A 24389-nucleotide genomic window follows, 5' to 3' on the forward strand; every position below is an offset into this window, starting at 1 on the left:
CGTGTTTTTTTGGGGGGGGGGGTTGTCTCCCCGGGCAGGGGGGCGGGCGGCGGGAGTTTTGGGGGGGCGGCGCCCCCCCAAGGGGGAGAACCCCCCCTCGCCACAAAAGGCGGGTTTCTAGCGGCTGTGGTGTTCTTTGTAGGCCTTCAGCGCTTTGAGCCGTTCGCGCTTGAGCGCTTCGCCCAGCTCGGGGCCTTTGAAGCCCTTTTCCAGCAGCGGTGCCACCGCCACTTCGCGCGCAACCCTGGCTGCACCGCGTAAATACTCTGCTTGTGGATAACTTCTTTGCTCCAGCCCTTTGCGGCCGCGCGCATCCATTTCGCAGCTCACCACAAATTCCTCAAAGCGCTGCGGTCGGCGATACACGTCAAAACTCTGCAGCAACTCCAGCAGCGTCGTGGCTTTCAGCTCCAGCGCGCGATGGCCATGGGTATGATATTGGCCCACCAGCAGCGCCAGTTCCTGGCAGTCCTTGGGCACTTTGAAGCGCTCATTGACCGCCTTGATCAGTTTTAAACCTGTGTGTTCGTGAGCAATATGCTGCGGCAACTTATCCACAGGCGTCAGGCCCTTGCCCAGGTCATGCAGCAGGCAGGCCCAGCGCACCGTCAGCGGCTGTTTGTGCAAGGCGGCCTGTTCCAGCACGCTCAAGGTGTGCACGCCGGTATCGATTTCGGGGTGATGAGCTTCGGGCTGTGGCACGCCGAACAGCGCATCCACTTCCGGCATCAAGGTTTTCAGCGCGTGACAGTCGCGCAGTATTTGGATAAACACCTGCGGCTGATCTTCCATCAATGCGCGGGATATTTCTTTCCAGCTGCGCTCAGGCGTCAGGGCTTCCAGCTCACCGGATTCACTGAGCTGACGCATCAGCTCCAAGGTCTCTGCAGCTACGGTGAAACCCAGATGCGCATAGCGCGCGGCAAAACGCGCAACGCGCAGTACGCGCAGAGGATCTTCGGCGAAAGCGGGCGATACGTGGCGTAAAATGCGCGCTTCAAGATCATGCTGGCCATGATGAGGGTCGGTCAGGTTGCCGTCATCGTCCTCCGCCATGGCGTTAATGGTCAGGTCGCGGCGGGTCAGGTCTTCTTCCAGCGTGACCTCGGGGCTGGCGTGAAACACAAAGCCGCCGTAGCCCCGGCCGCTCTTGCGCTCGGTGCGGGCGAGGGCGTATTCGTCGCCGTTTTTCGGGTCCAGGAACACCGGGAAATCAGCGCCTACCGGCTTGTAGCCCTTGGCGAGCATTTCTTCTGCGGTGGCGCCGACGACGACACGGTCAATGTCGGTAACTTCGATGCCCAGCAGGCGGTCACGTACGGCCCCGCCGACTTGATAGATTTTCATGAAAAAGCCTCCATTAGCGGCACAGGATACCGCCTGTGCCTGACCAATGGAGGCTTTGCTGTTTCAGAGGTGGACGACGGCCAGGTCCAGGCGGCCGTAGTCGTTATCGCTGTGATCACTGCGTGGAGGTACATGGTGGGTTTTCATCACCTGGTCGCCTTGCAGGGTCTCCAGGTGGATATCGAAGCCCCACAGCCGGTGCAGGTGCTTGAGCACTTCCTCGGTGGATTCGCCCAAGGGTTTACGGTCGTGTTGCTGGTGGCGCAGGGTCAGCGAGCGATCGCCGCGTACGTCAATGCTGTAGATCTGCACGTTGGGCTCACGGTTGCCCAGGTTGTATTGCGCGGCCAGGGTTTCGCGGATGGTGCGGTAGCCGGGCTCGTCGTGGATGGCTGGCACCAGCAGGTCGTCCTTGAGGTCGTCGTCGAGGATGCTGAACAGCTTGAGGTCGCGAATCACTTGGGGCGACAGGTATTGCAGGATAAAGCTCTCGTCCTTGAAGCTGCTCATGGCGAACTTGATGGTCGACAGCCAATCGCTGCCGGCGATTTCCGGGAACCAGCGGCGATCTTCCTCGGTAGGGTGTTCGCACATGCGCCGAATGTCGCGGTACATGGCAAAGCCCAGCGCGTAAGGGTTTATGCCGTTGTAATACGGGCTGTCGAAGCCTGGCTGGAACACCACGCTGGTATGTGAGGTGAGGAATTCCATCATAAAGCCGTCGGTGACGAGGCCCTCGTCGTACAGGTCATTCATCAGCGTGTAATGCCAGAACGTCGCCCAGCCTTCGTTCATCACCTGGGTCTGGCGCTGTGGGTAAAAGTACTGGGCAATCTTGCGCACGATGCGCACGATTTCCCGCTGCCACGGCTCAAGCAGCGGCGCGTGCTTTTCGAGGAAGTACAGGATGTTTTCCTGAGGTTCGGCGGGGAAGCGAGCATTGTCCTTGTCGCTGTTTTTACCCGCTTTTTTAGGAATGGTGCGCCACAGGTCGTTGATCTGCTTCTGCAGGTGCTCCTCGCGCTCCTTCTGGCGCAGGCGTTCTTCCTCGGCGGAAATCGGATACGGGCGTTTGTAGCGGTCCACCCCGTAGTTCATCAGGGCGTGGCAGGAGTCGAGCAAGTCTTCCACAGCGTCGATACCGTGGCGCTCCTCGCACTGCATGATGTACTGCTTGGCGAACACCAGGTAGTCGATGATCGAGCTGGCATCGGTCCAGGTGCGGAACAGGTAGTTGCCCTTGAAGAAGCTGTTATGCCCATAGCAGGCATGGGCCACCACCAGTGCCTGCATGCAGATGGTGTTTTCTTCCATCAGATAGGCGATGCAGGGGTCGGAATTGATCACGATCTCGTAGGCGAGGCCCATCTGGCCACGGGTGTAGGACTTCTCGGTGCTGAGGAAGTGTTTGCCGTAGGACCAATGGTGATAACCCAAGGGCATGCCGACGGACGCGTAGGCGTCCATCATCTGCTCGGCGGTGATCACTTCGATCTGGTTGGGGTAGGTGTCCAGGGCATATCCGGCCGCGATGCGGCTGATTTCCCGGTCGTAGGCCTGGATCAGTTCAAAGGTCCATTCGGAGCCCGTTGAAATGGGTTGGCGTTTATTCTCTTTTTTGGCGGTCATGTCACTAACCTGCGCTGGAAGAGTTCACGGAAGACCGGGTAGATATCGCCGGCCGAGACCAGTTGCTGCTGGGCGAACGTATCGGCAAAGGCTTCGCCGATGCGCTCATATTCAAACCACAGCGCTTGATGCTCACGGGGAGTGATTTCGACGTAGGTGTAGTACTGCACAAACGGCATGATCTGGTTGATCAGGATGTCGCGGCAGATCGGTGAATCATCGTTCCAGTTATCGCCGTCGGACGCCTGGGCGGCGTAGATATTCCATTCGTTGGCCGGGTAGCGTTCAGCCATGATCTCCTGCATCAGCTTCAGCGCGCTGGACACGATGGTGCCGCCGGTTTCCCGTGAGTAGAAAAACTCTTCTTCGTCCACTTCGCGGGCGCTGGTGTGATGGCGGATGAAGACGACGTCGATCTTGTCGTAGTTCCGCTTGAGGAACAGGTACAGCAGGATAAAGAAGCGCTTGGCAATGTCCTTGGTCGCCTGGGTCATCGAGCCGGACACGTCCATCAGGCAGAACATCACGGCCTTGGAACTGGGGTTCGGTTGCTTGACCAGCAGGTTGTACTTGAGGTCAAAGGTGTCGAGGAACGGCACGCGGTGAATGCGCGCGCTGAGTTTCTCGATTTCTGCCTCGATCTGCTGGATATCGCCGAAGTTGTCCGGTTCTTCGCGTTTTAAGCGCGCCAACTCTTCCTTGGCCTCCTTGAGCTTGGCGCGGCTGCTGCCCGACAGGGCGATACGCCGCGCATGGGCTGAGCGCAGGGTGCGGATGATGTTGATGCGGGACGGGTTGCCCTCGTTGCTGATCCCGGCACGCACGGTCTTGAAGGTGTCGGTGCCGGTCAGGTTGCGCTTGACCAGGTTGGGCAGCTCGAGGTCTTCGAACATGAATTCGAGGAATTCTTCCTGGGTGATCTGGAACACGAACTCATCCATGCCTTCGCCGGAATTGCCCGCTTTGCCCGGCCCTTTACCGCCGCCACCGCCTTGGGGGCGCTGGATATGTTCGCCGGTGGTGAACTCCTTGTTGCCTGGGTGCACGACGGTCTGTTTGCCACCGCGGCCGTGGTGCAGCACCGGTTCGTCGATGTCGCGTCCGGGAATGCTGATTTGCTCGCCATGCTCCATGTCGGTAATAGAGCGGCGGCTGACGGCCTCTTCAACGGCCTTTTTGATGTGGTCACGGTAACGCCGCAGGAAACGCTGGCGGTTTACCGTGCTCTTGTTCTTGCCATTGAGGCGTCGGTCGATCACATAGCTCATGGGGAGCCCTCCGGGCAGCTTCACGTTACAAGCTTCAAGCCGCGAGCTGGAAGCTTAGAGACAAGCGGTCAGCCGCCAGGCCAATGGCCCGGCAGCCCGCGCTTGTCGCTGCCTTACTGCGATTTACGAACCCGCAGATACCACTCGGAGAGCAGCCGTACCTGTTTGTCGGTGTAGCCACGCTCGACCATTCGTGTGACGAAGTCGTTGTGTTTTTGCTGATCCTCCTTGCTGGCCTTGGCATTGAAGCTGATGACCGGCAGCAGGTCCTCGGTGTTGGAGAACATTTTCTTCTCGATGACCACCCGCAGTTTTTCGTAGCTGAGCCAAGTGGGGTTTTTGCCATTGTTGTTGGCACGGGCGCGCAGCACGAAGTTGACGATTTCGTTGCGGAAATCCTTGGGATTGCTGATGCCCGCCGGTTTTTCGATCTTTTCCAGCTCCTCGTTGAGGGCCACGCGGTTGAGGATTTCGCCGGTTTCCGGGTCGCGGTATTCCTGATCCTGGATCCAGAAGTCTGCGTACAGCACGTAGCGGTCGAAGATGTTCTGGCCGTACTCGCTGTAGGACTCCAGGTAGGCGGTCTGGATTTCCTTGCCAATGAACTCGATGTAGCGCGGCGCCAGGTACTCCTTGAGGAAGCGCAGGTAGCGTTCGCGGGTTTCGGCCTGGAATTGCTCCTGTTCGATCTGTTGCTCCAGTACATAGAGCAGGTGCACCGGGTTGGCGGCGATCTCATGGGGGTCGAAGTTGAAGACCTTGGACAGGATCTTGAACGCGAAGCGCGTCGACAGACCGTTCATGCCCTCATCCACACCCGCCGTGTCGCGGTACTCCTGGATCGACTTGGCCTTGGGATCGGTGTCTTTGAGGTTTTCGCCGTCGTACACGCGCATCTTCGAATAGATATTCGAGTTTTCCGGCTCCTTGAGACGCGACAGCACGGTGAACTGCGCGAGCATCTTGAGGGTGTCGGGCGCGCAATGGGCCTTGGCCAGGGAGCTGTTGAACAGCAGCTTGTCGTAGATCTTGATCTCGTCGCTGACCCGCAGGCAGTACGGTACCTTGACGATGTAAATCCGGTCGATGAAGGCTTCGTTGTTCTTGTTGTTGCGGAAGGTGTGCCATTCCGATTCGTTGGAGTGAGCCAGCAGGATCCCGGTGAACGGAATCGCGCCCAGGCCTTCGGTACTGTTGTAGTTGCCTTCCTGGGTAGCGGTGAGCAGTGGGTGCAGCACCTTGATCGGCGCTTTGAACATCTCCACGAACTCCATCAGGCCCTGGTTGGCCCGGCACAGTGCGCCCGAGTAGCTGTAGGCATCGGCGTCGTTCTGCGGGAATTCTTCCAGCTTACGGATATCGACCTTGCCCACCAGCGCCGAGATGTCCTGGTTGTTCTCATCCCCCGGTTCGGTCTTGGCCACGCCGATCTGGTTGAGGATCGAAGGGTAGAGTTTGACCACGCGGAACTGGCTGATATCACCCCCAAACTCGGCCAGGCGTTTGGTGGCCCAGGGCGACATGATGGTATTGAGATAGCGCCTTGGGATGCCGAAGTCTTCCTCGAGGATCGCGCCATCTTCGGTGGCGTTGAACAAGCCCAGGGGCGACTCGAAGACCGGTGAACCCTTGATGGCGTAGAAGGGCACCTTCTCGATCAGTTGTTTGAGTTTTTCCGCCAGGGACGACTTGCCGCCGCCGACAGGGCCGAGCAGGTAGAGGATCTGTTTCTTCTCTTCCAGGCCTTGGGCGGCATGGCGGAAGTAGGAGACGATCTGGTCAATGCATTCTTCCATTCCGTGGAAGTCTTCAAAGGCCGGGTAGCGGCGGATCACCTTGTTGGAAAAGATTCGCGACAGGCGCGAATTATTGGCGGTTTCCACCAGCTCCGGCTCACCAATCGCCAATAGCAGACGTTCGGCGGCAGACGCGTAGGTGCTGCGGTCCTGCTTGCACAGTTCGAGATACTCTTGAAGCGTGAGTTCTTCCTGCTGCGTGGACGCGAAGCGTTGTTGGAAGTGGCTAAAGATACTCATGACGTCGTCACCTCGCTCGATACGTGGAGCCGACGCCGGATCAATCAGTCGATGCTGGCAGACAGTGGCGAACGCCAATGGCCGTTTTCCCCCCAGAACACCCTGAAACGCTACCGATGACCCGCACGCCGGTGTACCGGCTCTCCCCTGATTCGGATGGCCTGCAATTAAGGATAGTCTGGAATCGGGGAGGTCAAGGCGCGATGCGTAATTAGTTTGGCTGCGCCGTTCGTCAGAAACGGCGCGAGCCCAAGCGTCACGCGGGGTAGCGGGGTGTGAAAAAAATTATTGCGAATCGCCCGCGGCAATTTCCTCAGGATAGGTCGTACGCCACAGCTCAAAGCCGCCGTCCAGGCTATAGACGTCGCTGAAGCCCTGGCTGATCAGGTAGGCGGCTGCGCTCTGGCTGGAGTTGCCGTGGTAGCAGGCCACGATCAGCGGCGCGTCGAGGTCGGCGGCGCGGATGAAATCAGCGATATTGACGTTGTCCAAGTGCTTGGCGCCGTTGATGTGGGCGGCCGCATACGTCGGTTGGTCGCGGATATCCACCACCACGGCGCCTTGCTCGCGCAGGGCCTGGGCTTGTTCGGGAGAGATACGTTTGAATTCGCTCATGGCGGGCTCCTATGGCTTGGCGGCCGGCAGTGTAACGGGGAGTGAGGATTCGCACTGGCAGCGATGGCGCTCGCCGGTGTCGATGTTCATCAGGGTCATGGCGCCGCCCCACACGCAACCGGTGTCGAGGGCGAATACGCCGGGTTCGTTGCATTGGCCTTCGAGGGCTGCCCAGTGGCCGAAGACGATCTTCGTGTCACGGGTCTTGCGTTCTTTGTGCGCGAACCAGGGCTTGTAGCCGGGCAAGGCGGTGTCGGCGCCTTCCTTGCTCTTGAGGTCGAGCTTGCCGTCGGCGGTGCAGAAGCGCATGCGCGTGAAGTAGTTGGTGATCACTCGCAAGCGTGCGACGCCGGTCAGGTCGTTGTCCCACTTCACCGGTTCGTTGCCGTACATACCGTCGAGGTAGCGGGTGTACAGGTTGTCGTCGGCCAGGGTGCTCTCGACTTCGGCGGCGCACTTGAGGGCTTTTTTCAGCGTCCACTGAGGCGGGATGCCTGCGTGCACCAGCGCCATGTTGCGGCGCTCGTCGTAATGCATGATTTTTTGTCGGCGTAGCCAATCCAGCAGCTCGGCGCGGTCGGGCGCTTCGAGGATTTCGCGCAGGGTGTCGCCTTTCTTCAAGCGCTCGATGTTATTGCCGGCGGCCAACAGGTGCAGGTCGTGGTTGCCCAGCACGCACACCAGTGAATCACGCAGGCTATAGAGATAACGCAGGGTTTCCAGGGACGCGGGGCCACGGTTGACCAGGTCACCCACTAACCACAGGCGATCGTTGAGCGGGTTGAATGCTACACGCTCAAGCAGGCACTTGAGGGGTTCCAGGCAGCCTTGCAGGTCACCGACCGCGTAGGTCGCCATCAGTGCAGGGCTCCCGGCACGGCGAGACGGAAGGGCGCAATCACGGCGTCGAACAGTTGGCCGTCGGTGGCTTTCATCTGATAGGAGCCTTGCATGGTGCCGACCTTGGAGGTCATGACCGTGCCGCTGCTATAGGTGTGGCTGGCGCCAATGTCGATCAACGGTTGCTGACCGACTACGCCTGCGCCGCGAACCTCTTCGACCTGGCCGTCACCGTCGGTGATCACCCAGTGGCGTGAGAGCAGCTTGGCCGGCACCGACCCGTTGTTTTTCACCGTGATGGTGTACGCAAAGGCAAAGCGGTTCTGTTCAGGTTGCGATTGGTCCGCCAGGAAGCGGGTCACGACGCTGACGTCAATCTGATAGCGAGGATCGGACATGCAAGAGGCCTTAAAAGCAAAAGCGGAGGACAGCAGATGCGGATCAGTCTAGGCCAAGAGGTGGGCAGTAGGCCAGACATGTGTCTGGCCGTGCCTGGGTGCCTCAGTCGGCGACTGGCGCTGGCTGGATGGCAAGCTGGTCGGCCAGGCGCACGAAGGCGGCCAGGTCCAGTTGCTCGGGGCGCAGGCTGCCGTCGACGCCAGCCGCTTCGATCTCGGCGTTGCTCAACAGCGCCTTGAGCGTGTTGCGAAGGGTCTTGCGGCGCTGGTTGAACGCTTCGCGTACTACACGCTCGAGCAGTTTGTGATCCTTGGCCGGGTGCGGGAGTACCGCGTGAGGCACCAGGCGCACGATGGCCGAGTCGACTTTGGGCGGCGGGTTGAACGCGCCAGGGCCGACGTTGAACAGGTGTTCGACGCGGCAGTGGTACTGAACCATGATCGACAGGCGACCCCAGTCGCCGCCACCTGGGCCTGCGGCCAGGCGCTCTACCACTTCTTTTTGCAGCATGAAGTGCATGTCGCGGATGATTCCTGCGTTGTTCAGCAGGTGAAAAATCAGCGGCGTGGAGATGTTATACGGCAGGTTGCCGACCACACGCAGGCTGTTAGGCGCGGCGTTGAGGCTGTTGAAGTCGAACTTCAGCGCATCGCCCTGGTGCAGGTTGAAATTGGGCTTGCCGGCGAACTGCTGGTTGAGGATCGGGATCAGGTCCTTGTCCAGCTCTACTACGTCCAGTTGTCCGCCACTGGCCAACAGGCCTTGGGTCAGCGCGCCCTGGCCCGGGCCGATTTCCAGCAGGCGGTCTTCGGGCTTGGCATGGATGGAGCGCAGGATGCGGTCGATCACGCCAGCGTCGTGCAGGAAGTTTTGCCCGAAGCGCTTGCGCGCCCGGTGTTGGTAATGCTCGGTCATATACGGGTCTCGGCCATCTGATAGGCGGTTTCCAGGGCCACGTGCAGGCTGCCGGTATCGATCTTGCCGCTGCCCGCCAGGTCCAGGGCAGTGCCATGGTCGACGGAGGTACGGATGATCGGCAGGCCCAGTGTCACGTTGACGGCGGCGCCGAAGCCTTTGTATTTCAGCACCGGCAGCCCCTGGTCATGGTACATCGCCAGCACTGCGTCGCAGTGCTCCAGATATTTGGGGGTAAACAGAGTGTCCGCAGGCAGTGGGCCGCGCAGGTCCATGCCTTCTTGGCGCAGACGCTCCAGGGTTGGTTCGATGATGTCGATTTCTTCATGGCCCAAGTGGCCGCCTTCACCGGCGTGCGGGTTGAGCCCGCAGACCAGGATGCGCGGTTGGGCAATGCCGAATTTGTGTTGCAGGTCGGCATGCAGGATGCGCGTGACGCGCTCCAGGCGCTCGACGGTGATGGCGTCAGCGATATCGCGCAGCGGCAGGTGAGTGGTCACCAGCGCGACGCGCAGGCCGCGTGTGGCCAGCATCATCACGACTTGTTCGGTATGGGTCAGTTCTGCGAGGAATTCGGTATGGCCGGAAAAGGCGATACCGGATTCGTTGATCACGCCCTTGTGCACCGGGGCGGTGATCATGCCGGCGAAGTCGCCGTTGAGGCAGCCAAGGCCTGCGCGGGTCAGGGTTTGCAGGACGAACGCGGCGTTGGCTGTGTCCAGTTGCCCGGCAACCACCGGGGTCGCCAGCGGGGTGTCCCACACGTACAAACTGCCGGCGGGGGCTGGCAGGTCGGGCCAGTTGCCCGGTGCCACGTCCAGCAAGTCGACAGCCACACCCAGCTGCGCGGCCCGCTCAAGGAGCAGGTCGCGGCTGGTAATGGCAATCAGGGGGTGTGGCTGGAGTTGCGAGGCGAGCAGCAGGCACAGGTCTGGACCTATGCCGGCCGGCTCGCCGGGTGTCACCGCGAAACGCTGGGGTTTCACTGGGTGGCCTGGTCGGTGCCTGTTTGCTCGGCGCCTGGCAGCTTGTTCTCTACGTAGGCTTCGTCACGGATCTGACGCAACCAGGTTTGCAGCTCTTCGTCGTACTTGCGGTTACGCAGCACGTTCAGTGCTTGTTGCTCGCGGGCCTGGCTGGTGTTGTCGGTGGCGCGACGGCCAAGGACTTCCAGCACGTGCCAGCCATATTGGGTCTTGAACGGCTTGGACAATACGCCTTGTGGGGTATCGGCCATCACCTGCTGGAACTCCGGCACCAGGGCTTTCGGGTCGATCCAGTTGAGGTCGCCGCCGTTGAGGGCAGAACCTGGATCTTCCGAGAAGCTCTTGGCCAGGGTGGCAAAGTCTTCACCGCTTTCGATGCGGTCGTAGATCTTCTGGGCCAGTTCCTTGGTTTGTGCTTCGGTGCGGATTTCGCTTGGTTTGACCAGGATATGACGAACATGCACTTCGTCTTTCAGCGAGGTCTCGCCGCCACGGCGCTCCAGCAACTTGAGAATGATGAAGCCGCCTGGGGTGCGCGCTGGCTGAGTGATGCCACCGACTTCCATGGCGCTCAGCTCGCGGTCGAACGGAGGTGGCAGTTGAGCGGCTTTACGCCAGCCCATGTCACCGCCTTCGAGGGCGTTGTCGCTGCCGGACACGGCGATAGCCGTCTGGGCAAAGTCGGCACCCGCCTTGAGGCGATCATAGACAGCCTGGGTTTTTGCCGCCGCCGCATTGAGTTGCTCGGAGTTTGCGCTGTCCGGGGTCGGGATCAGGATGTTGGCCAGGTGCAGTTCTTCGGAAAGCTGCATCTTGCCCAGGTCCGAGGCCAGGAAGTTCTTCACTTCCTGTTCGGACACTTGAACCCGCTCGGCCACACGGCGCTGACGCACACGGCTGATGATCATTTCACGGCGGATCTGGTCACGGGCGTCCTCATAGGACAAACCGTCGTGGGCCAGGGCGGCGCGGAACTGGTCAATGCTCATGTTGTTGCGCTGGGCAATGGTGCCTACGGCCTGGTTCAGTTCTTCGTCCGAAATACGGATGCCGGAACGATCGCCAATCTGCAGTTGCAGGTTTTCGACGATCAGGCGCTCCAGCACCTGCTGGTCCAGGACGCTGGTCGGTGGCACACCACCGCCACGCTTGGCGATGGTTTGCTGAACTTCCTTGACGCGTTGGTCCAGTTGGCTCTGCATGATCACGTCGTTATCGACGATGGCCACTACCTTATCCAGTTCTTGAACCGCAGCGTGCGCCGATGCGGTACCCAGGAACAGCGCGCCCAGCACTAGCGGGCGCAGACAATCAGAAAGCTTGGTCTTCACGTTCACGATAACCTTCAATGCCTTTGTCGAGGAAGCTCTCTACCTTGGCGCCGGTCAGGCCGCCGAGTCCTTTAAGGACGATCTGCAGGAAGAGCCCGTGGTCACCCTTTTCGTTAAGCGGGGCGATCTGGCTGTATTCGTCGTTGGAAACCCAGTAACGGTTGATCAGGCGCAGTTTCCAGCAGCAGTTGTCGTACTCGAAACCACCGAAGGCTTCCAGGGTACGGTTGCGAGCGTAGTCATACTGCCAGCGGGTGATCAGGTTCCATTGTGGAATGATCGGCCACATCATCGAGAAGTCGTGTTGCTGGATTTTGTAGTAATCCTTCACGTAGTTCTCGTCGCCTGGCTGGCCATAATCGCCACCGAACTGCCATTTGCCGGTCAGCTGGTTGTAGACGACCTGGTCGTTACGATAGCGGTAACCGACGTTGATGATCTTGTTCGGGTTGTCTTCCGGCTGGTAGTGAAGCATCGCGCTGCCGGAACGAGGACTGTGGTTCTCGGTATCCCAGTTGTAGTCGGCAGTGGCGCGCCAGTCGCGGTTGAAGCGGAACTCGTAGTCCAGGGCGACTGGCGACACGTCGGAACGTGCGTCGTCACGCTGGGACGCCAGGATACCCGGCAGTTGAACTTCACGATCCTTGAAGTACAGCGCCTGGCCCACGGATACGCGTTGACGCTCGAAGCCGTTGTCTTCGATCCAGCGGCTGGTCAAGCCCAGGGACAGCTTGTTTTCGTCGCCGATACGGTCGGAGCCGCTGAAGCGGTTGTCACGGAACAGCGACGCGTAGCTGAACGAGTACTCGCTGGTATCAAAGACCGGGATGTCGCTCTGGTCCTTGTCCGGTACGTACAGGTAGAACGCGCGCGGTTCGAGGGTCTGGCGATAGTTGGTGCCGAACCAGTTGGTGTTGCGATCGAAGTACAGGCCGCTGTCGACGCTGGCAATCGGTACCGCACGGTCTTGGGAGCTTTTGAACTTGTCTCCCGCCGCCAGCGTATTCTTGCCAATGGAGTCGAGGTCCAGGTCGTACTTGGTGTACACGTACTTGAGCTTGGGCGTTACAAAACCGTAGCTCCAGTTCATCGGGTATTCGACGGCTGGTGCGACGTTCAAGCGGGTACCGTTCGCACGGGTCAGGCCGCGTACGTAGGTGTCCAGGCGACGCTCGACTTCGCCATCTTCATTGGTGAAGGTGCCGTTCTCCAGGTCACGGTCGAAGCGTACGGCTTCAGTCTCGTAGCTGAAGTTCAAACCACCCGGATGGTACGGCAGGGCACCGTTGAAGGTGATCTGCGGCAGGCGGTCATACGGGGTGACCTGGGAAATCGTTGCCAGCTGGTAGGCCTGCAGGTTCAGACGTGCCTTGAAGGTGTCGCCGCGATAAGTCACGGAACCCTGCTGGTTGACGTAGTCCTGGCTCTCGACGCCTTCCTGGTAGGACTTGAGGTCCTGGAAGTAGTAAGGGTCGCTGATCGTGGTGTAGTCGACCTGGGTCAGTACACGCGAATCCAACCCGCCCTGGTGTTGCCAGTTGAGCATGTAGCGGGTTTTTTCGTAATCGGTCTGACGCTTGCGCTCGTCGTTGTCGTCGTTCAGGTACGCGCCGCCGAACTGGCCTTCGCTGGACTTGGTGAGGTAGCGGAATTCGCCTTCCATCATCATGCCGCGCTTGGTCATGTATTGCGGGTACAACGTGGCGTCGTAGTTTGGCGCCAGGTTGAAGTAGTACGGCGTAACCAGAGTAAAGCCGGTTTCGCTGCCGCTGCTGAAGCTCGGAGGCAGGAAGCCGGACTGACGACGGTCGTCGATCGGGAAATAGATGTAAGGCGTGTACAGGATCGGGATGTTCTTGATCCGCAACGTCGCGTTGGTGGCCGTACCGAAACCGGTGGCCGGGTTCAACGTGATGTTGTTGCCCTTGAGCTGCCAGGCATTGCTGTCCGGCTCGCAGGTGGTGTACGTACCGTCCTTGAGACGGATGATCGCGTTTTCGGCGCGTTTGGCGTACAGCGCGTTACCGCGGATGCGCGACTTGTGCAGCACGTATTCGGCGTTGTCGACCTGAGCCGCGCCGGTGTCCAGCTGGACCTCGGCGTGGTCGCCGACGATCAAGGCACCGTTGTCGCGCATACGGACATTGCCGTTCAGCTCGCCACGGTTCTCGGCCTGGTACAGGCTGGCTTCTTCGGCTTCAAGCTGCATGCTGCCCTGGCGCATGACGACGTCACCGGCCAGGGTTGCGACTTGCTGTTCCTGCTCGTAACGAGAGGCCTTGGCACCGATGAAGGTTGGCGCATCGCTCTTGTTCGTCTTGTCGTTCATGCCAGGACGAATCGGCTCGATGTACGCGCCGCTGCAGTAAGGGCCGGTTTCGGCCAACTGGGCTGCGGTCAACTTTTCACGAGGTACCCAGTCCAAGTGGCTGTAGTCGGCACTGCGCGAACGCAGGCCTCGGCCCTTGGCGTCGGTGACCAATGCGGTCTGCGGCACGGCCTCGGCTTTGCCACCAGTGTCGGCTTGCGCCGTGCTGTTGGCCGAGCTGATGGCTGCGCCATCATGCACCGGGCGCGGTGGCAGTGGGGCTGCGGCGGTTTTTGGCGCGCAATCCCAGGCACCCGAAGCAGAGACTGAGCAGTCATACTGTTCCGCGGCGACCACGAATGAGGTGGCGAAGGGTTGCATGGCCAGCAGACTGCCGGTTACCAGCAACGGAAATTTTCTACGAAACGCGGGGGATTTCAATGCCATCTTATTAGTCCGGGCTTCCTGCGTGCCATCTGCCCGCGGTGTGGGCCGCACGCCTCTCGATGGTCTGAAAAAGATGCGTGATAATAAAGCATGACCCGCTTGACGGCTAGCGCCGTCGGAGACCCTTGTAATGCCCGAGCAAGATCTACGTTTACAACAGCTGGAAGTCTGGCTGGATGAGCAGTTGCCGATCCTTTTCAACGCTCAAGGCTGGGGTGTCGTACCCCCGGCCACATTGACCGCGGCCAGCAGCGACGCGAGTTTCAGGCGCTATTTCCGGTGGGAGGGCGGCGGTCGTACCTTCGTGGTAATGGACGCCCCACCCCCCCAGGAAAACTGCAAACCTTTCGTCGATATCGCCGATTTATTGGCAAAGTCAGGCATAAATGTTCCAAAAATTTATGCAGAAGATTTGTCGCGAGGCTTTCTTTTGCTCAATGACCTGGGCACAAAGACCTATCTGGACGTGATTGACGCGCAAAACGCCGATCAATTGTTTGCCGATGCCATCGATGCCTTACTGGCTTTTCAGCAATTGCCGATGGACGCGCCGCTGCCCAGTTATGACGTGGCCTTGCTGCGCCGCGAGCTGGAATTGTTCCCGGAGTGGTACGTGCGCCGGCACCTGGGTATCGAGTTGGATACACAGCAACAAGCGCTTTGGCAGCGTGCCAGTGACCAGTTGATCGACAGTGCCCTGGCGCAGCCGAAAGTGCTGGTGCATCGCGACTATATGCCGCGCAACCTGATGATCAGCGAGCCGAACCCCGGCGTGCTGGATTTTCAGGACGCGGTGTACGGCCCGGTGACCTACGACATCACCTGCCTGTTCAAGGACGCCTTCCTCAGCTGGCCCCAGGCCCGCGTGCGCGAATGGCAGCGCGGTTACTGGGAGCGTGCGGTGCAGGCCGGGATTCCCGTGCAGGCCGATTTCGACGACTTCCTGCGTGCCAGCGACTTGATGGGCGTGCAGCGCCACCTCAAGGTCATCGGCATCTTCGCGCGTATCTGCCATCGCGACGGCAAGCCGCGCTACCTGGCCGACGTGCCGCGCTTCTTTGCTTATATAGAAGCAGTGCTGGCCGAACGTCCGGAGTTGAGCGAATTGGCTGAACTGCTGACCAGCCTGCGCCAACCGACCGAGGCCAGCCTATGAAGGCGATGATCCTGGCGGCGGGCAAGGGCGAGCGGATGCGCCCGCTCACCCTGCACACGCCCAAGCCGCTGGTGCAGGCCGGCGGCAAGCGGCTGATCGAGTATCACCTGGAGGCGCTGGCCAAGGCTGGCTTCACCGATATCGTGATCAACCATGCCTGGCTGGGTCAGCAGATCGAAAGCTACTTGGGCGATGGTGCGCAGTTTGGCTTGCGCATCCGCTACTCCCCGGAGGGCGAGCCGCTGGAAACCGGCGGCGGGATTTTCCAGGCCTTGCCGCTGTTGGGGGATGAGCCGTTCCTGGTGGTCAATGGCGACATCTGGACCGATTACGACTTCACCCGTTTGCGCCAACCGCTCCAGGGGCTGGCCCACCTGGTGATGGTCGACAACCCGGCGCATCACCCTTCGGGCGGGGATTTCTACCTTGATCAGGGTTTGCTTCATGATGCGGCGCCCGGTGCCGATAACCTGACCTTCAGTGGCATTTCAGTGCTCGACCCCGCGTTGTTCGCGGGTTGCAGCGCCGGTGCCTTCAAGCTGGCGCCGCTGTTGCGTGCGGCCATGGCGAAAGGTTTGGTAACGGGGGAACACATGGCGGGACGCTGGATTGATGTCGGCACGCTGGAGCGCCTGGCGCAAGTCGAGACCCTGCTGACAGCGGGCCAGTAGCATGTTGTGGCCAGGGACGCTGATCGGCGCCGGGGCTGGCTTTGCTATCGCCAGTATTCCGGGGGCCTTGCTGGGTGCGCTGTTGGGGCAGGCGCTGGACCGCCGCATGCAACTGCAGAGTTGGGCGCAATTACGCGAACGCCTCGGCGGGCGCACGGCGTTGCGCAACGATGAACTGTTGTTTGTGCTGCTGGGGCGCCTGGCCAAGAGCGGCGGGCGCGTGGTGGATGGGCATATTCAGCAGGCGCGGCAAGAAATGCGCGCGCTGGACATGACCGAGTCGGCCCAGCGCCGTGCAATTGCGGCGTTCAACCGTGGCAAGTCCGGCACCGACCGGGTGCGCAGCTACCTGCGTGCGCTCAAGACCCAACCCCATGCAGCGGAAGGTGTGTTGCGTGCGTGCTGGCGGATGGTCTGGGCGGACGGCAAGGCGGACGACGCCGAGCGCGACCTGATCGACCTCTGGGGCAAGTGGCTGGGCTGGACGCCGCAACAGCTGCAGGCGCTGGCCGCTGACTACACGCCGGAACGCAAGCCGCTGGTCAATCGGGGGGGCAGTTATCAGGATGCGTTGCGCCTGCTCGGCGTGACGGCCACCACCGAGCCATCGGCAATCAAGCGCGCTTATCGCCGCCTGCTCAGCCGCCACCACCCGGACAAGGTGGCCGGCAGTGGCGCTTCCCCCACACAAGTGCGCGAGGCCACCGAGCGCACCCGCGAACTGCACAATGCCTATGCGTTGATTCGCGAGCGCCGGGATTTCCGCTGAAAGTTATGTGATAACCCAATCCAATGTGGGAGCGGGCTTGCTCGCGAATGCGCAGTGTCAGTCGACTCATTCATCAACTGACAGACTGCATTCGCGAGCAAGCCCGCTCCCACAGGTGATCTGCTGCGGAGTTGGAATAGGCGTTCAGTCGGCAGTTGCCTGCGGACTCAACCACCCACGAACCCGGCGATACAGATGCTCCTGCTCGGCAGCACTGTTGCCGGGCAGGGTCTTGAGCGACACCTGTTTATAGCCGTCATTTTTACCGCGCTTAGCGGCCTGGGCGCGCTCTTGTGCGTTTTTGCGATCCTGGGCAGCGTCCTGGTAGAACACGTCCGCCGTCGGCACCTTCAAGGTCGGTGCCAGTTGCTGCAGGTCCGGCTTGCGCGCCGCCGGTGTTTTGCCGGCGATCATGACGAATTTCTGCACCTGGGACGGTTGCTTCTCGCTCAAGTACCGCGCAGCCCACCAGGCACCGGTGCCGTGGCCGGCGAGCACCACGCTGCGGGCGCCCTGGGTCTGGGCGAAGGCCACGGCGGCATCGATGCGCGCGAAGATGCGCGAGGCGTCGGTTTTGTCTTGCTCGTCGGCACCGGGGACCACCGCCGGGTCGGTGCCTTCGGCTTCGGCGCTGGCGGCCTGCTCGATCGGGTTGTCGGCGGTGCTCGCCTCTTTGCTACTGGTATCAACGGTGGCCGCAGGCGCTTGCGCAACGCGCGGAGGCAGGGTGTCCACGCTGATGTCCGGCAGCGAGAGGCTGAGCGTGCCCCAATTGGCCGCCGGCAATTTGCTGCGCAACGGGCCGATTGCTTGCGGCCAGTCAGCATTTTCGCCGGCGCCCGGTACGATAATCACCACGCCTTCCGGCTCGGCGCTATTGGCCGGTTTCCACAAGGCGAGGAATGAATCGCTGCCAGCCTGCAACTGCTGCTGTTCCTGTTGCGGGATTTTGCGCTCCAGGGCGCTGGCCTCTTCCAGGCTACGCTCAGGCAGGGGCTGGCGCTCGACGGGTTTTTCCTCGGCCGGCGCAGGCGCCTCTGCGGCTTGCACAGAAAAGGCACTGGTAAAGAGGAGTGACAGGCACAATGCTGGCAGTGCCGAACGGTTTCGAAGTGGCATCGTGAATTTCCGGCCAGAAGTGATTCCAGCAGCCTAATGGGTTGGTCAGTATTTGTCAGTGATGTGAGACGTGGATCATGGGTTTTCGCTGTCTGCTGGTTATCGGCTGTTTGTGCTTTGCCTTGATGGCAAAGGCCGCCCCTGTGCCTGTTGCCCCACAGGCGCAGCTCACTGCGCAGCAGCGCGAATGGCTCGCCCGGCACCCGGAGCTGCGGGTGGGCCTGGTGTTGCAGGCGCCGTTCGCGCAATACGACCGGCGCTTGCAGCGCTTGTCCGGGGCCAATGTCGAGTTGATGCAGTGGCTGGCCAAGGCGCTGAATATCGACGTGTCCTGGCGCAATTTTCCCAATCAGGAACAGCTTGAAGCGGCCGTGCGCGAAGGCGAGGTGGACATCGCCCCCGGCCTGCAGCAGACCCCCGCCGGTTTGCGCCTGTGGTTATTCACTGACCCTTATATGCGCGTGCCCCAGCATATAGTTGGCATCCGCGACGGCGCCGGGACGGTGGAGCTGGAAAAACTCGATGACCAATCCCGCGTCGCCGTGCGCATGCCCAGTGCCGTGGCCGATTACCTGCGCAGCACTTACCCGGCGCTCAACCTGCAAGGCGTGCCCATGGAACGCCAGGCCCTGCAGTTGCTGGTCAGCCAGCAGGCGCGGTACGCGGTGGTGGATGAAGCGCAGTTGAGCCGCTTGTCCGGCGAGGCGGAGTTCGCTGGGCTGGCAGTGGTGGGCGATATCGGTTTGCCGCAGTTGCTGCGGGTGGCCACGCGCCGGGAATGGCCGGAGCTGGCCGGCATCATGGAAAGTGCCCTGCGCGCCATCCCCGCCCGCGACCTGGACCAACTGCACAGTCGCTGGCTGCAGCCCAAATACCCACGGCTATCGGAGTCCCCGGGCCTGTGGCAAAACCTCAGCCTGTTGCTGAGCCTGCTGTTGCTCGCCAGCCTGGCTGTTGTGTTCTGGCAGCGCCGCCAGCAGCGCGGGTTGGAGCATGACCTGCTGGCCGCCCGCGAAGAAAGCGCAGCGCGTGCCGCAGGGGCCGAGGCGTTGCGGCTGACGCAGTTTTCCATCGACCAAAGCACTGTCGGCATCCTCTGGGTCAACTGGGACAGCCATGTGCGCTACGCCAACCGCGCGGCTGAAAGCATGCTCGGCTATGGCCCCGGCGCGTTGATCGAGCGACCCCTGGTCGACCTCGACCCGAGCCTGGACATGGACCGCTGGCTCAACCTGTGGAAGCGCGCGCGCGCCAGCGAAGACGGCCCGCAGAATTTCGCCACCGATTGCCGCCGCGCCGATGGCAGCATCCTGCCAGCCAACGTGTCGCTGAGTTTTCTGCGCTTTGCCGAGGCTGAGTACCTGGTGGTCTACCTCAACGACGTCACCGAACTGCGTCGCACCCTGGCCGCCTTGCTGCAAAGTGAGGCGCAACTGCGCGAGCTGTCGGCCCACCTGGAAACCGTGCGCGAAGAAGAGAAAGCGCGCATCGCCCGCGAGGTCCACGACGAACTCGGGCAGATGCTCACCGTGCTCAAACTGGAAACCTCCATGTGCGAACTGGCTTACGCGCAGCTGGACCCTGGCCTGTACGAGCGTTTGAACAGCATGAAGCGCCTGATCGCCCAGCTGTTCCAGTTGGTGCGGGACGTGGCAACCGCGCTGCGCCCGCCGATTCTCGACGCCGGGATCGCCTCGGCCATCGAGTGGCAGGCGCGGCGTTTCGAAGCGCGCACGCAAATCCCCTGTCTGGTGCAGGTTCCGGATAACCTGCCGGCCCTGAGTGACGCCAAGGCCATCGGCCTGTTCCGCATCCTGCAGGAAGCGCTGACCAATGTGATGCGCCATGCCCAGGCGCATACTGTCGAGCTGACCCTGGCGGTGGAAGGCACGGACCTGCGGCTGACTATCAGCGACGACGGGGTCGGCTTCGTCCAGCCCCAAGGCCGGCCGGTGTCGTTCGGCCTGGTGGGCATGCGCGAGCGGGTGCTGATCATGGGCGGGCAGTTGAGCGTGGACAGCGAGCTGGGCGAGGGCACCACCCTGAGTGTCACGGTGCCGCTGGATGCAAAACGATAAGAGGAAAGCCTTGTGATTCGCGTACTGGTAGCCGAAGACCACACCATTGTTCGAGAAGGCATCAAGCAATTGATCGGCCTGGCCAAAGACCTGCTGGTGGTGGGCGAGGCGAGCAATGGCGAGCAGTTGCTGGAAACACTGCGCCACGTGCCGTGCGAGGTGGTGTTGCTGGACATCTCGATGCCCGGCGTCAACGGCCTGGAAGCGATTGCGCGGATTCGCGCGTTGAGCAACCCGCCAGCGATCCTGGTGTTGTCGATGCACGACGAGGCCCAAATGGCCGCGCGTGCGTTGAAGGTGGGTGCCGCCGGTTATGCAACCAAGGACAGTGACCCGGCGCTGCTGCTCACGGCGATTCGCAAGGTGGCGGCCGGCGGGCGCTATATCGACCCGGACCTGGCCGACCGCATGGTCTTCGAAGTCGGCCTTACCGATGCCCGCCCGTTGCATTCATTACTGTCCGAACGTGAATTTTCGGTATTCGAGCGCCTGGCCCAGGGTGCCAACGTCAATGACATCGCCCAGCAACTGGCGCTGAGCAGCAAGACCATCAGCACCCACAAGGCGCGGCTGATGCAAAAGCTCAATATCACCTCGCTGGCGGAACTGGTGAAGTACGCCATGGAACACAAGCTTTTGTAGCGACATGCCTGTTTGCGACGCCCTCTGAGCGGCACTGCGCCGATTCCCGGCGCGCGGCGCCCCGGCACTGTTCCATTCCCGCCATCCGTGTAGGGCGATCCCTACCCCCAACCTTCCATCCGGCTGATGTGATTCTCTCCTGGCCCCCGATTTCCGGGGCCTCGCGCCTGGACTACGCTTGTGTCACAGCAGTCCAAAACACAAAGGTGCGGGTATGAGCGAGGTGGATTCAAATGATGTGCTGGTCAGCTTTCGTGGCGTGCAGAAGAGCTACGACGGCGAGAACCTGATCGTCAAAGACCTCAACCTGGAGATTCGCAAGGGCGAGTTCCTGACCCTGCTCGGGCCGTCCGGTTCAGGCAAGACCACCAGCCTGATGATGCTCGCCGGTTTCGAAACGCCGACCGCCGGGGAAATCCAGCTGGCCGGGCGGTCGATCAACAACGTGCCGCCGCACAAGCGTGACATCGGCATGGTGTTCCAGAACTACGCGTTGTTCCCGCACATGACCGTCGCCGAGAACCTGGCGTTCCCGCTGTCGGTGCGTGGTTTGAGCAAGACCGATATCAGCGAGCGGGTCAAACGCGTGCTGAGCATGGTCCAGCTCGACGCCTTCGCCCAGCGCTACCCGGCGCAACTCTCCGGCGGCCAGCAACAGCGCGTGGCCTTGGCCCGGGCGCTGGTGTTCGAGCCGCAACTGGTGCTGATGGACGAACCCCTGGGCGCCCTCGACAAACAACTGCGCGAACACATGCAGATGGAGATCAAGCACCTGCACCAGCGCCTCGGCGTGACCGTGGTGTACGTGACCCACGATCAGGGCGAAGCGCTGACCATGTCCGACCGGGTGGCGGTGTTCCACCAGGGCGAGATCCAGCAGATCGCCGCGCCGCGCACCTTGTACGAAGAACCCAAAAATACCTTCGTCGCCAACTTCATCGGCGAAAACAACCGCCTCAATGGCCGCCTGCACAGCCACACCGGCGACCGCTGCGTGGTCGAGTTGGCGCGCGGTGAGAAGGTCGAGGCGTTGGCGGTGAACGTCGGCCAGGTCGGCGGCCCGGTGACGTTGTCGGTGCGCCCGGAACGCGTGAGCCTCAATGGTTCCAGCGAGAGTTGCGTCAACCGTTTCTCCGGGCGGGTCGCGGAATTCATCTACCTGGGCGACCACGTGCGTGTGCGCCTGGAAGTCTGCGGCAAGGCCGATTTTTTTGTGAAACAACCGATTGCCGAGCTGGACCCGGCCCTGGCGGTCGGCGACGTGGTACCGATTGGATGGCAAGTCGAGCACGTTCGCGCACTCGACCCACTTCTAGAGGCGAACTAATCGCCCCCATGGCTTCACCAACCCTGCACGTGGAGAGAACAACAATGTTGAGTTCCTTGAAGTATTCCGTTCTGGCATTGAGCTTGATGGGCGCGACACAGGCCATGGCCGGCCCGGACCTGACCGTCGTATCGTTTGGCGGCGCGAACAAGGCGGCCCAGGTCAAGGCCTTCTATGCACCGTGGGAAAGTGCGGGCAACGGCAAGATCGTCGCCGGCGAATACAACGGTGAGATGGCCAAGGTCAAAGCCATGGTCGACACCAAGAGCGTGTCCTGGGACCTGGTGGAGGTGGAGTCGCCAGAACTGTCCCGTGGCTGTGACGAAGACATGTTCGAGCCGCTGGACCCGAAACTGTTCGGCAACAGCGCCGATTACGTCAAAGGCGCCATCCAGCCATGCGGCGTGGGTTTCTTCGTGTGGTCGACGGTGCTGGCCTATAACGCCGACAAGCTGAGCAGCGCGCCGACCAGCTGGGCGGATTTCTGGGACACCAAGAAATTCCCGGGCAAGCGCGGCCTGCGTAAAGGCGCCAAGTACACCCTGGAATTCGCACTGATGGCTGACGGCGTGGCGCCGAAAGACGTGTACAAAGTGCTGGCCGGCAAAGACGGCCAGGACCGTGCGTTCAAGAAACTCGACGAACTCAAGCCGTCGATCCAGTGGTGGGAAGCCGGCGCACAACCGCCGCAGTACCTGGCCTCGGGTGACGTGGTAATGAGCTCGGCCTACAACGGCCGCATCGCTGCCGTACAAAAAGAAAGCAACCTGAAAGTGGTGTGGAACGGCGGCATCTACGACTTCGACGCGTGGGCCATTCCAAAAGGCCTGGCCAAGGACCGTGCCGAAGCGGCGAAGAAATTCATCGCCTTCTCGGTCGCACCGCAGCAGCAGAAGACCTACTCGGAAAACATCGCCTACGGCCCGGCCAACACCCAAGCCGTGCCGTTGCTGGCCAAGGATGTGCTCAAGGACATGCCGACCACCCCGGAAAACATCGCCAACCAGGTGCAGATCGATGTGAGCTTCTGGGCGGATAACGGTGAGCAGCTGGAGCAGCGCTTCAATTCCTGGGCGGCCAAGTAACTGATGCAACCCATGTAATCCCTGTGGGAGGGGGCTTGCCCCCGATTGCAGTGGTTCAGTTGATACATGTTTGACTGACCCACCGCCATCGGGGGCAAGTCGAATCGTCGCACCGCCCCTCCCACAAGGGACCTGCATTTATCTTCAAGATCCGGAGTCAGCCATGGCCATCGCCGTTCCCTCGAACGAGGTCAACAGCCCCACCCTCAAGCAGCGCCTGGTGCGTGCCGAGCGGCTCAACCGCTGGAAGGCCCAGGCCTTGATTGCGCCGCTGGTGCTGTTTTTGCTGCTGGTGTTCCTGGTGCCTATCGTCGCGCTGCTGTTCAAGAGCGTCGGCAACCCGGAAGTGGTGGGCGGTCTGCCGCGCACCGTGGTGGCGGTCACGGCCTGGGACGGTCGTGGCCTGCCGGGCGAGCCGGTGTACCAGGCCCTCAGTGAGGACCTGGGCGAGGCGCGCAAAAACCAGACCCTGGGCGATTTGTCCAAGCGCTTGAACATGGAACTGGCGGGTTACCGCAGCCTGCTGACCAAAACCGCGCGGGCGCTGCCGTTTACCGAAACGCCCGCCTCCTATAAAGAAGCGCTGGAAACCCTCGACGAACGCTGGGGCGACCCGGCGTACTGGCAGGCGATCCGGCGCAATACTAGCAGCCTGACGCCGTTCTACCTGCTGGCGGCCGTCGATCACCGCATCGACGACCTCGGCGAAGTGGCCCCGGCCACGCCGGACCAGGCGATCTACCTGGACATTTTTGCCCGTACCTTCTGGATGGGCCTGGTGATCACCGCCATCTGCCTGGTGCTGGCGTATCCGCTGGCGTACCTGCTGGCCAACCTGCCGGCACGCAAAAGCAACCTGCTGATGATCCTCGTGCTGCTGCCTTTCTGGACCTCGATCCTGGTGCGGGTGGCCGCGTGGATCGTGTTGCTGCAGTCCGGTGGTTTGATCAACAGCGCCTTGATGGGCCTGGGGCTGATCGATACGCCGCTGGAGTTGGTGTTCAACCGCACCGGTGTGTACATCTCCATGGTGCATATCCTGCTGCCGTTCATGATTCTGCCGATCTACAGCGTGATGAAGGGTATCTCGCCCACTTATATGCGCGCGGCGATTTCCCTGGGTTGCCACCCGTTCGCGAGTTTCTGGCGCGTGTACTTCCCGCAGACTTACGCCGGTGTCGGCGCCGGCTGTTTGCTGGTGTTCATCCTGGCGATTGGTTACTACATCACCCCGGCACTGCTGGGCAGCCCGAACGACCAGATGGTCAGTTACTTCGTGGCGTTCTACACCAACACCAGCATCAACTGGGGCATGGCGACGGCGTTGGGCGGCTTGCTGCTGCTGGCGACCGTGGTGCTGTACCTGATCTACAACCGGCTGGTGGGCGCCAGCCGCCTGCGCCTGAGCTGAGGAGACCTTG

20 protein-coding genes are annotated in these 24389 nt (G+C 61.4%); 8 read left to right on the forward strand and 12 right to left on the reverse strand.

From position 1 onward, the window contains the following. Window positions 1–117 precede the first annotated feature (117 nt). The 11 genes from GIW02_RS17805 to GIW02_RS17855 all read right to left on the reverse strand — a co-directional run bounded on the left by GIW02_RS17805 (window position 118) and on the right by GIW02_RS17855 (window position 14121). Window positions 118–1347, reverse strand: a complete 1230-nt coding sequence (locus GIW02_RS17805; RefSeq protein ID WP_236410687.1) for a multifunctional CCA addition/repair protein — start codon at window positions 1345–1347, stop codon at window positions 118–120. 63 nt (window positions 1348–1410) lie between these two features. Further along, entirely contained in the window at window positions 1411–2976 is a 1566-nt protein-coding gene (locus GIW02_RS17810; protein WP_236410686.1) for a SpoVR family protein, read from the reverse strand. Next, window positions 2973–4244, reverse strand: a complete 1272-nt coding sequence (locus GIW02_RS17815) for a YeaH/YhbH family protein (RefSeq protein WP_017138057.1) — start codon at window positions 4242–4244, stop codon at window positions 2973–2975. Before GIW02_RS17815 ends, GIW02_RS17810 begins: the two co-directional genes overlap by 4 nt. 113 nt (window positions 4245–4357) lie before the next feature. After that, window positions 4358–6280 (reverse strand): PrkA family serine protein kinase, encoded by a 1923-nt coding sequence (locus GIW02_RS17820; RefSeq protein WP_003194732.1) that lies wholly within the window; start codon window positions 6278–6280, stop codon window positions 4358–4360. A 285-nt stretch (window positions 6281–6565) separates the two neighbouring features. Further along, window positions 6566–6895 carry a thiosulfate sulfurtransferase GlpE gene (glpE, locus tag GIW02_RS17825; protein ID WP_236410685.1) on the reverse strand — a complete coding sequence of 110 codons (330 nt, stop codon included), beginning with the start codon at window positions 6893–6895 and terminating at the stop codon, window positions 6566–6568. 9 nt (window positions 6896–6904) lie between these two features. Continuing rightward, window positions 6905–7753 carry a symmetrical bis(5'-nucleosyl)-tetraphosphatase gene (locus GIW02_RS17830; RefSeq protein WP_236410684.1) on the reverse strand — a complete coding sequence of 283 codons (849 nt, stop codon included), beginning with the start codon at window positions 7751–7753 and terminating at the stop codon, window positions 6905–6907. Further along, window positions 7753–8133 carry a Co2+/Mg2+ efflux protein ApaG gene (gene apaG / locus GIW02_RS17835; protein ID WP_236410683.1) on the reverse strand — a complete coding sequence of 127 codons (381 nt, stop codon included), beginning with the start codon at window positions 8131–8133 and terminating at the stop codon, window positions 7753–7755. The genes GIW02_RS17830 and apaG overlap by 1 nt, the downstream gene beginning before the upstream one ends. A 103-nt stretch (window positions 8134–8236) precedes the next feature. After that, window positions 8237–9049 carry a 16S rRNA (adenine(1518)-N(6)/adenine(1519)-N(6))-dimethyltransferase RsmA gene (gene rsmA, locus GIW02_RS17840; protein ID WP_236410682.1) on the reverse strand — a complete coding sequence of 271 codons (813 nt, stop codon included), beginning with the start codon at window positions 9047–9049 and terminating at the stop codon, window positions 8237–8239. Continuing rightward, a complete protein-coding gene (gene pdxA, locus GIW02_RS17845) occupies window positions 9046–10035 on the reverse strand; it encodes a 4-hydroxythreonine-4-phosphate dehydrogenase PdxA (RefSeq protein WP_236410681.1) in 990 nt (329 codons plus the stop codon). The genes rsmA and pdxA overlap by 4 nt, the downstream gene beginning before the upstream one ends. Then, entirely contained in the window at window positions 10032–11372 is a 1341-nt protein-coding gene (locus GIW02_RS17850) for a peptidylprolyl isomerase (protein WP_236410680.1), read from the reverse strand. The genes pdxA and GIW02_RS17850 overlap by 4 nt, the downstream gene beginning before the upstream one ends. Continuing rightward, the gene (locus tag GIW02_RS17855) at window positions 11347–14121 is read right to left on the reverse strand and encodes an LPS-assembly protein LptD (protein ID WP_236410679.1); all 2775 of its coding nucleotides are present in this window, start codon (window positions 14119–14121) and stop codon (window positions 11347–11349) included. Before GIW02_RS17855 ends, GIW02_RS17850 begins: the two co-directional genes overlap by 26 nt. A 130-nt stretch (window positions 14122–14251) precedes the next feature. Between GIW02_RS17855 and GIW02_RS17860 the strand changes: the two genes are divergently transcribed. The 3 genes from GIW02_RS17860 to GIW02_RS17870 are packed head-to-tail and all read left to right on the forward strand — an operon-like array spanning window position 14252 to window position 16717. Continuing rightward, a complete protein-coding gene (locus GIW02_RS17860) occupies window positions 14252–15277 on the forward strand; it encodes a phosphotransferase (RefSeq protein WP_236410678.1) in 1026 nt (341 codons plus the stop codon). Next, a complete protein-coding gene (gene murU, locus GIW02_RS17865; RefSeq protein WP_236410677.1) occupies window positions 15274–15948 on the forward strand; it encodes an N-acetylmuramate alpha-1-phosphate uridylyltransferase MurU in 675 nt (224 codons plus the stop codon). The genes GIW02_RS17860 and murU overlap by 4 nt, the downstream gene beginning before the upstream one ends. Window position 15949: 1 nt before the next feature. Then, window positions 15950–16717 carry a TerB family tellurite resistance protein gene (locus GIW02_RS17870; protein ID WP_236410676.1) on the forward strand — a complete coding sequence of 256 codons (768 nt, stop codon included), beginning with the start codon at window positions 15950–15952 and terminating at the stop codon, window positions 16715–16717. A gap of 144 nt (window positions 16718–16861) precedes the next feature. On the opposite strand, the gene GIW02_RS17875 is transcribed toward GIW02_RS17870, so the two are convergent. Beyond that, on the reverse strand, window positions 16862–17836 hold the full coding sequence (locus GIW02_RS17875; RefSeq protein ID WP_236410675.1) for an alpha/beta hydrolase family protein: 975 nt from the start codon (window positions 17834–17836) through the stop codon (window positions 16862–16864). Between the two features lie 77 nt (window positions 17837–17913). On the opposite strand from GIW02_RS17875, the gene GIW02_RS17880 reads away from it, so the two are divergent. The 5 genes from GIW02_RS17880 to GIW02_RS17900 all read left to right on the forward strand — a co-directional run bounded on the left by GIW02_RS17880 (window position 17914) and on the right by GIW02_RS17900 (window position 24379). Continuing rightward, entirely contained in the window at window positions 17914–19914 is a 2001-nt protein-coding gene (locus tag GIW02_RS17880) for a sensor histidine kinase (protein ID WP_236410674.1), read from the forward strand. A gap of 12 nt (window positions 19915–19926) precedes the next feature. Then, window positions 19927–20556 (forward strand): response regulator, encoded by a 630-nt coding sequence (locus tag GIW02_RS17885; protein WP_032883847.1) that lies wholly within the window; start codon window positions 19927–19929, stop codon window positions 20554–20556. A 214-nt stretch (window positions 20557–20770) separates the two neighbouring features. Continuing rightward, the gene (locus GIW02_RS17890; protein ID WP_101273252.1) at window positions 20771–21883 is read left to right on the forward strand and encodes an ABC transporter ATP-binding protein; all 1113 of its coding nucleotides are present in this window, start codon (window positions 20771–20773) and stop codon (window positions 21881–21883) included. Between the two features lie 44 nt (window positions 21884–21927). Beyond that, on the forward strand, window positions 21928–22968 hold the full coding sequence (locus GIW02_RS17895; protein ID WP_236410673.1) for an ABC transporter substrate-binding protein: 1041 nt from the start codon (window positions 21928–21930) through the stop codon (window positions 22966–22968). Window positions 22969–23131: 163 nt separating this feature from the next. Then, a complete protein-coding gene (locus GIW02_RS17900; protein ID WP_236410672.1) occupies window positions 23132–24379 on the forward strand; it encodes an ABC transporter permease in 1248 nt (415 codons plus the stop codon). Window positions 24380–24389: the final 10 nt, after the last annotated feature.

The sequence above is a fragment of the Pseudomonas syringae genome (assembly GCF_021606685.1).
GTDB lineage: Bacteria > Pseudomonadota > Gammaproteobacteria > Pseudomonadales > Pseudomonadaceae > Aquipseudomonas > Aquipseudomonas syringae_R.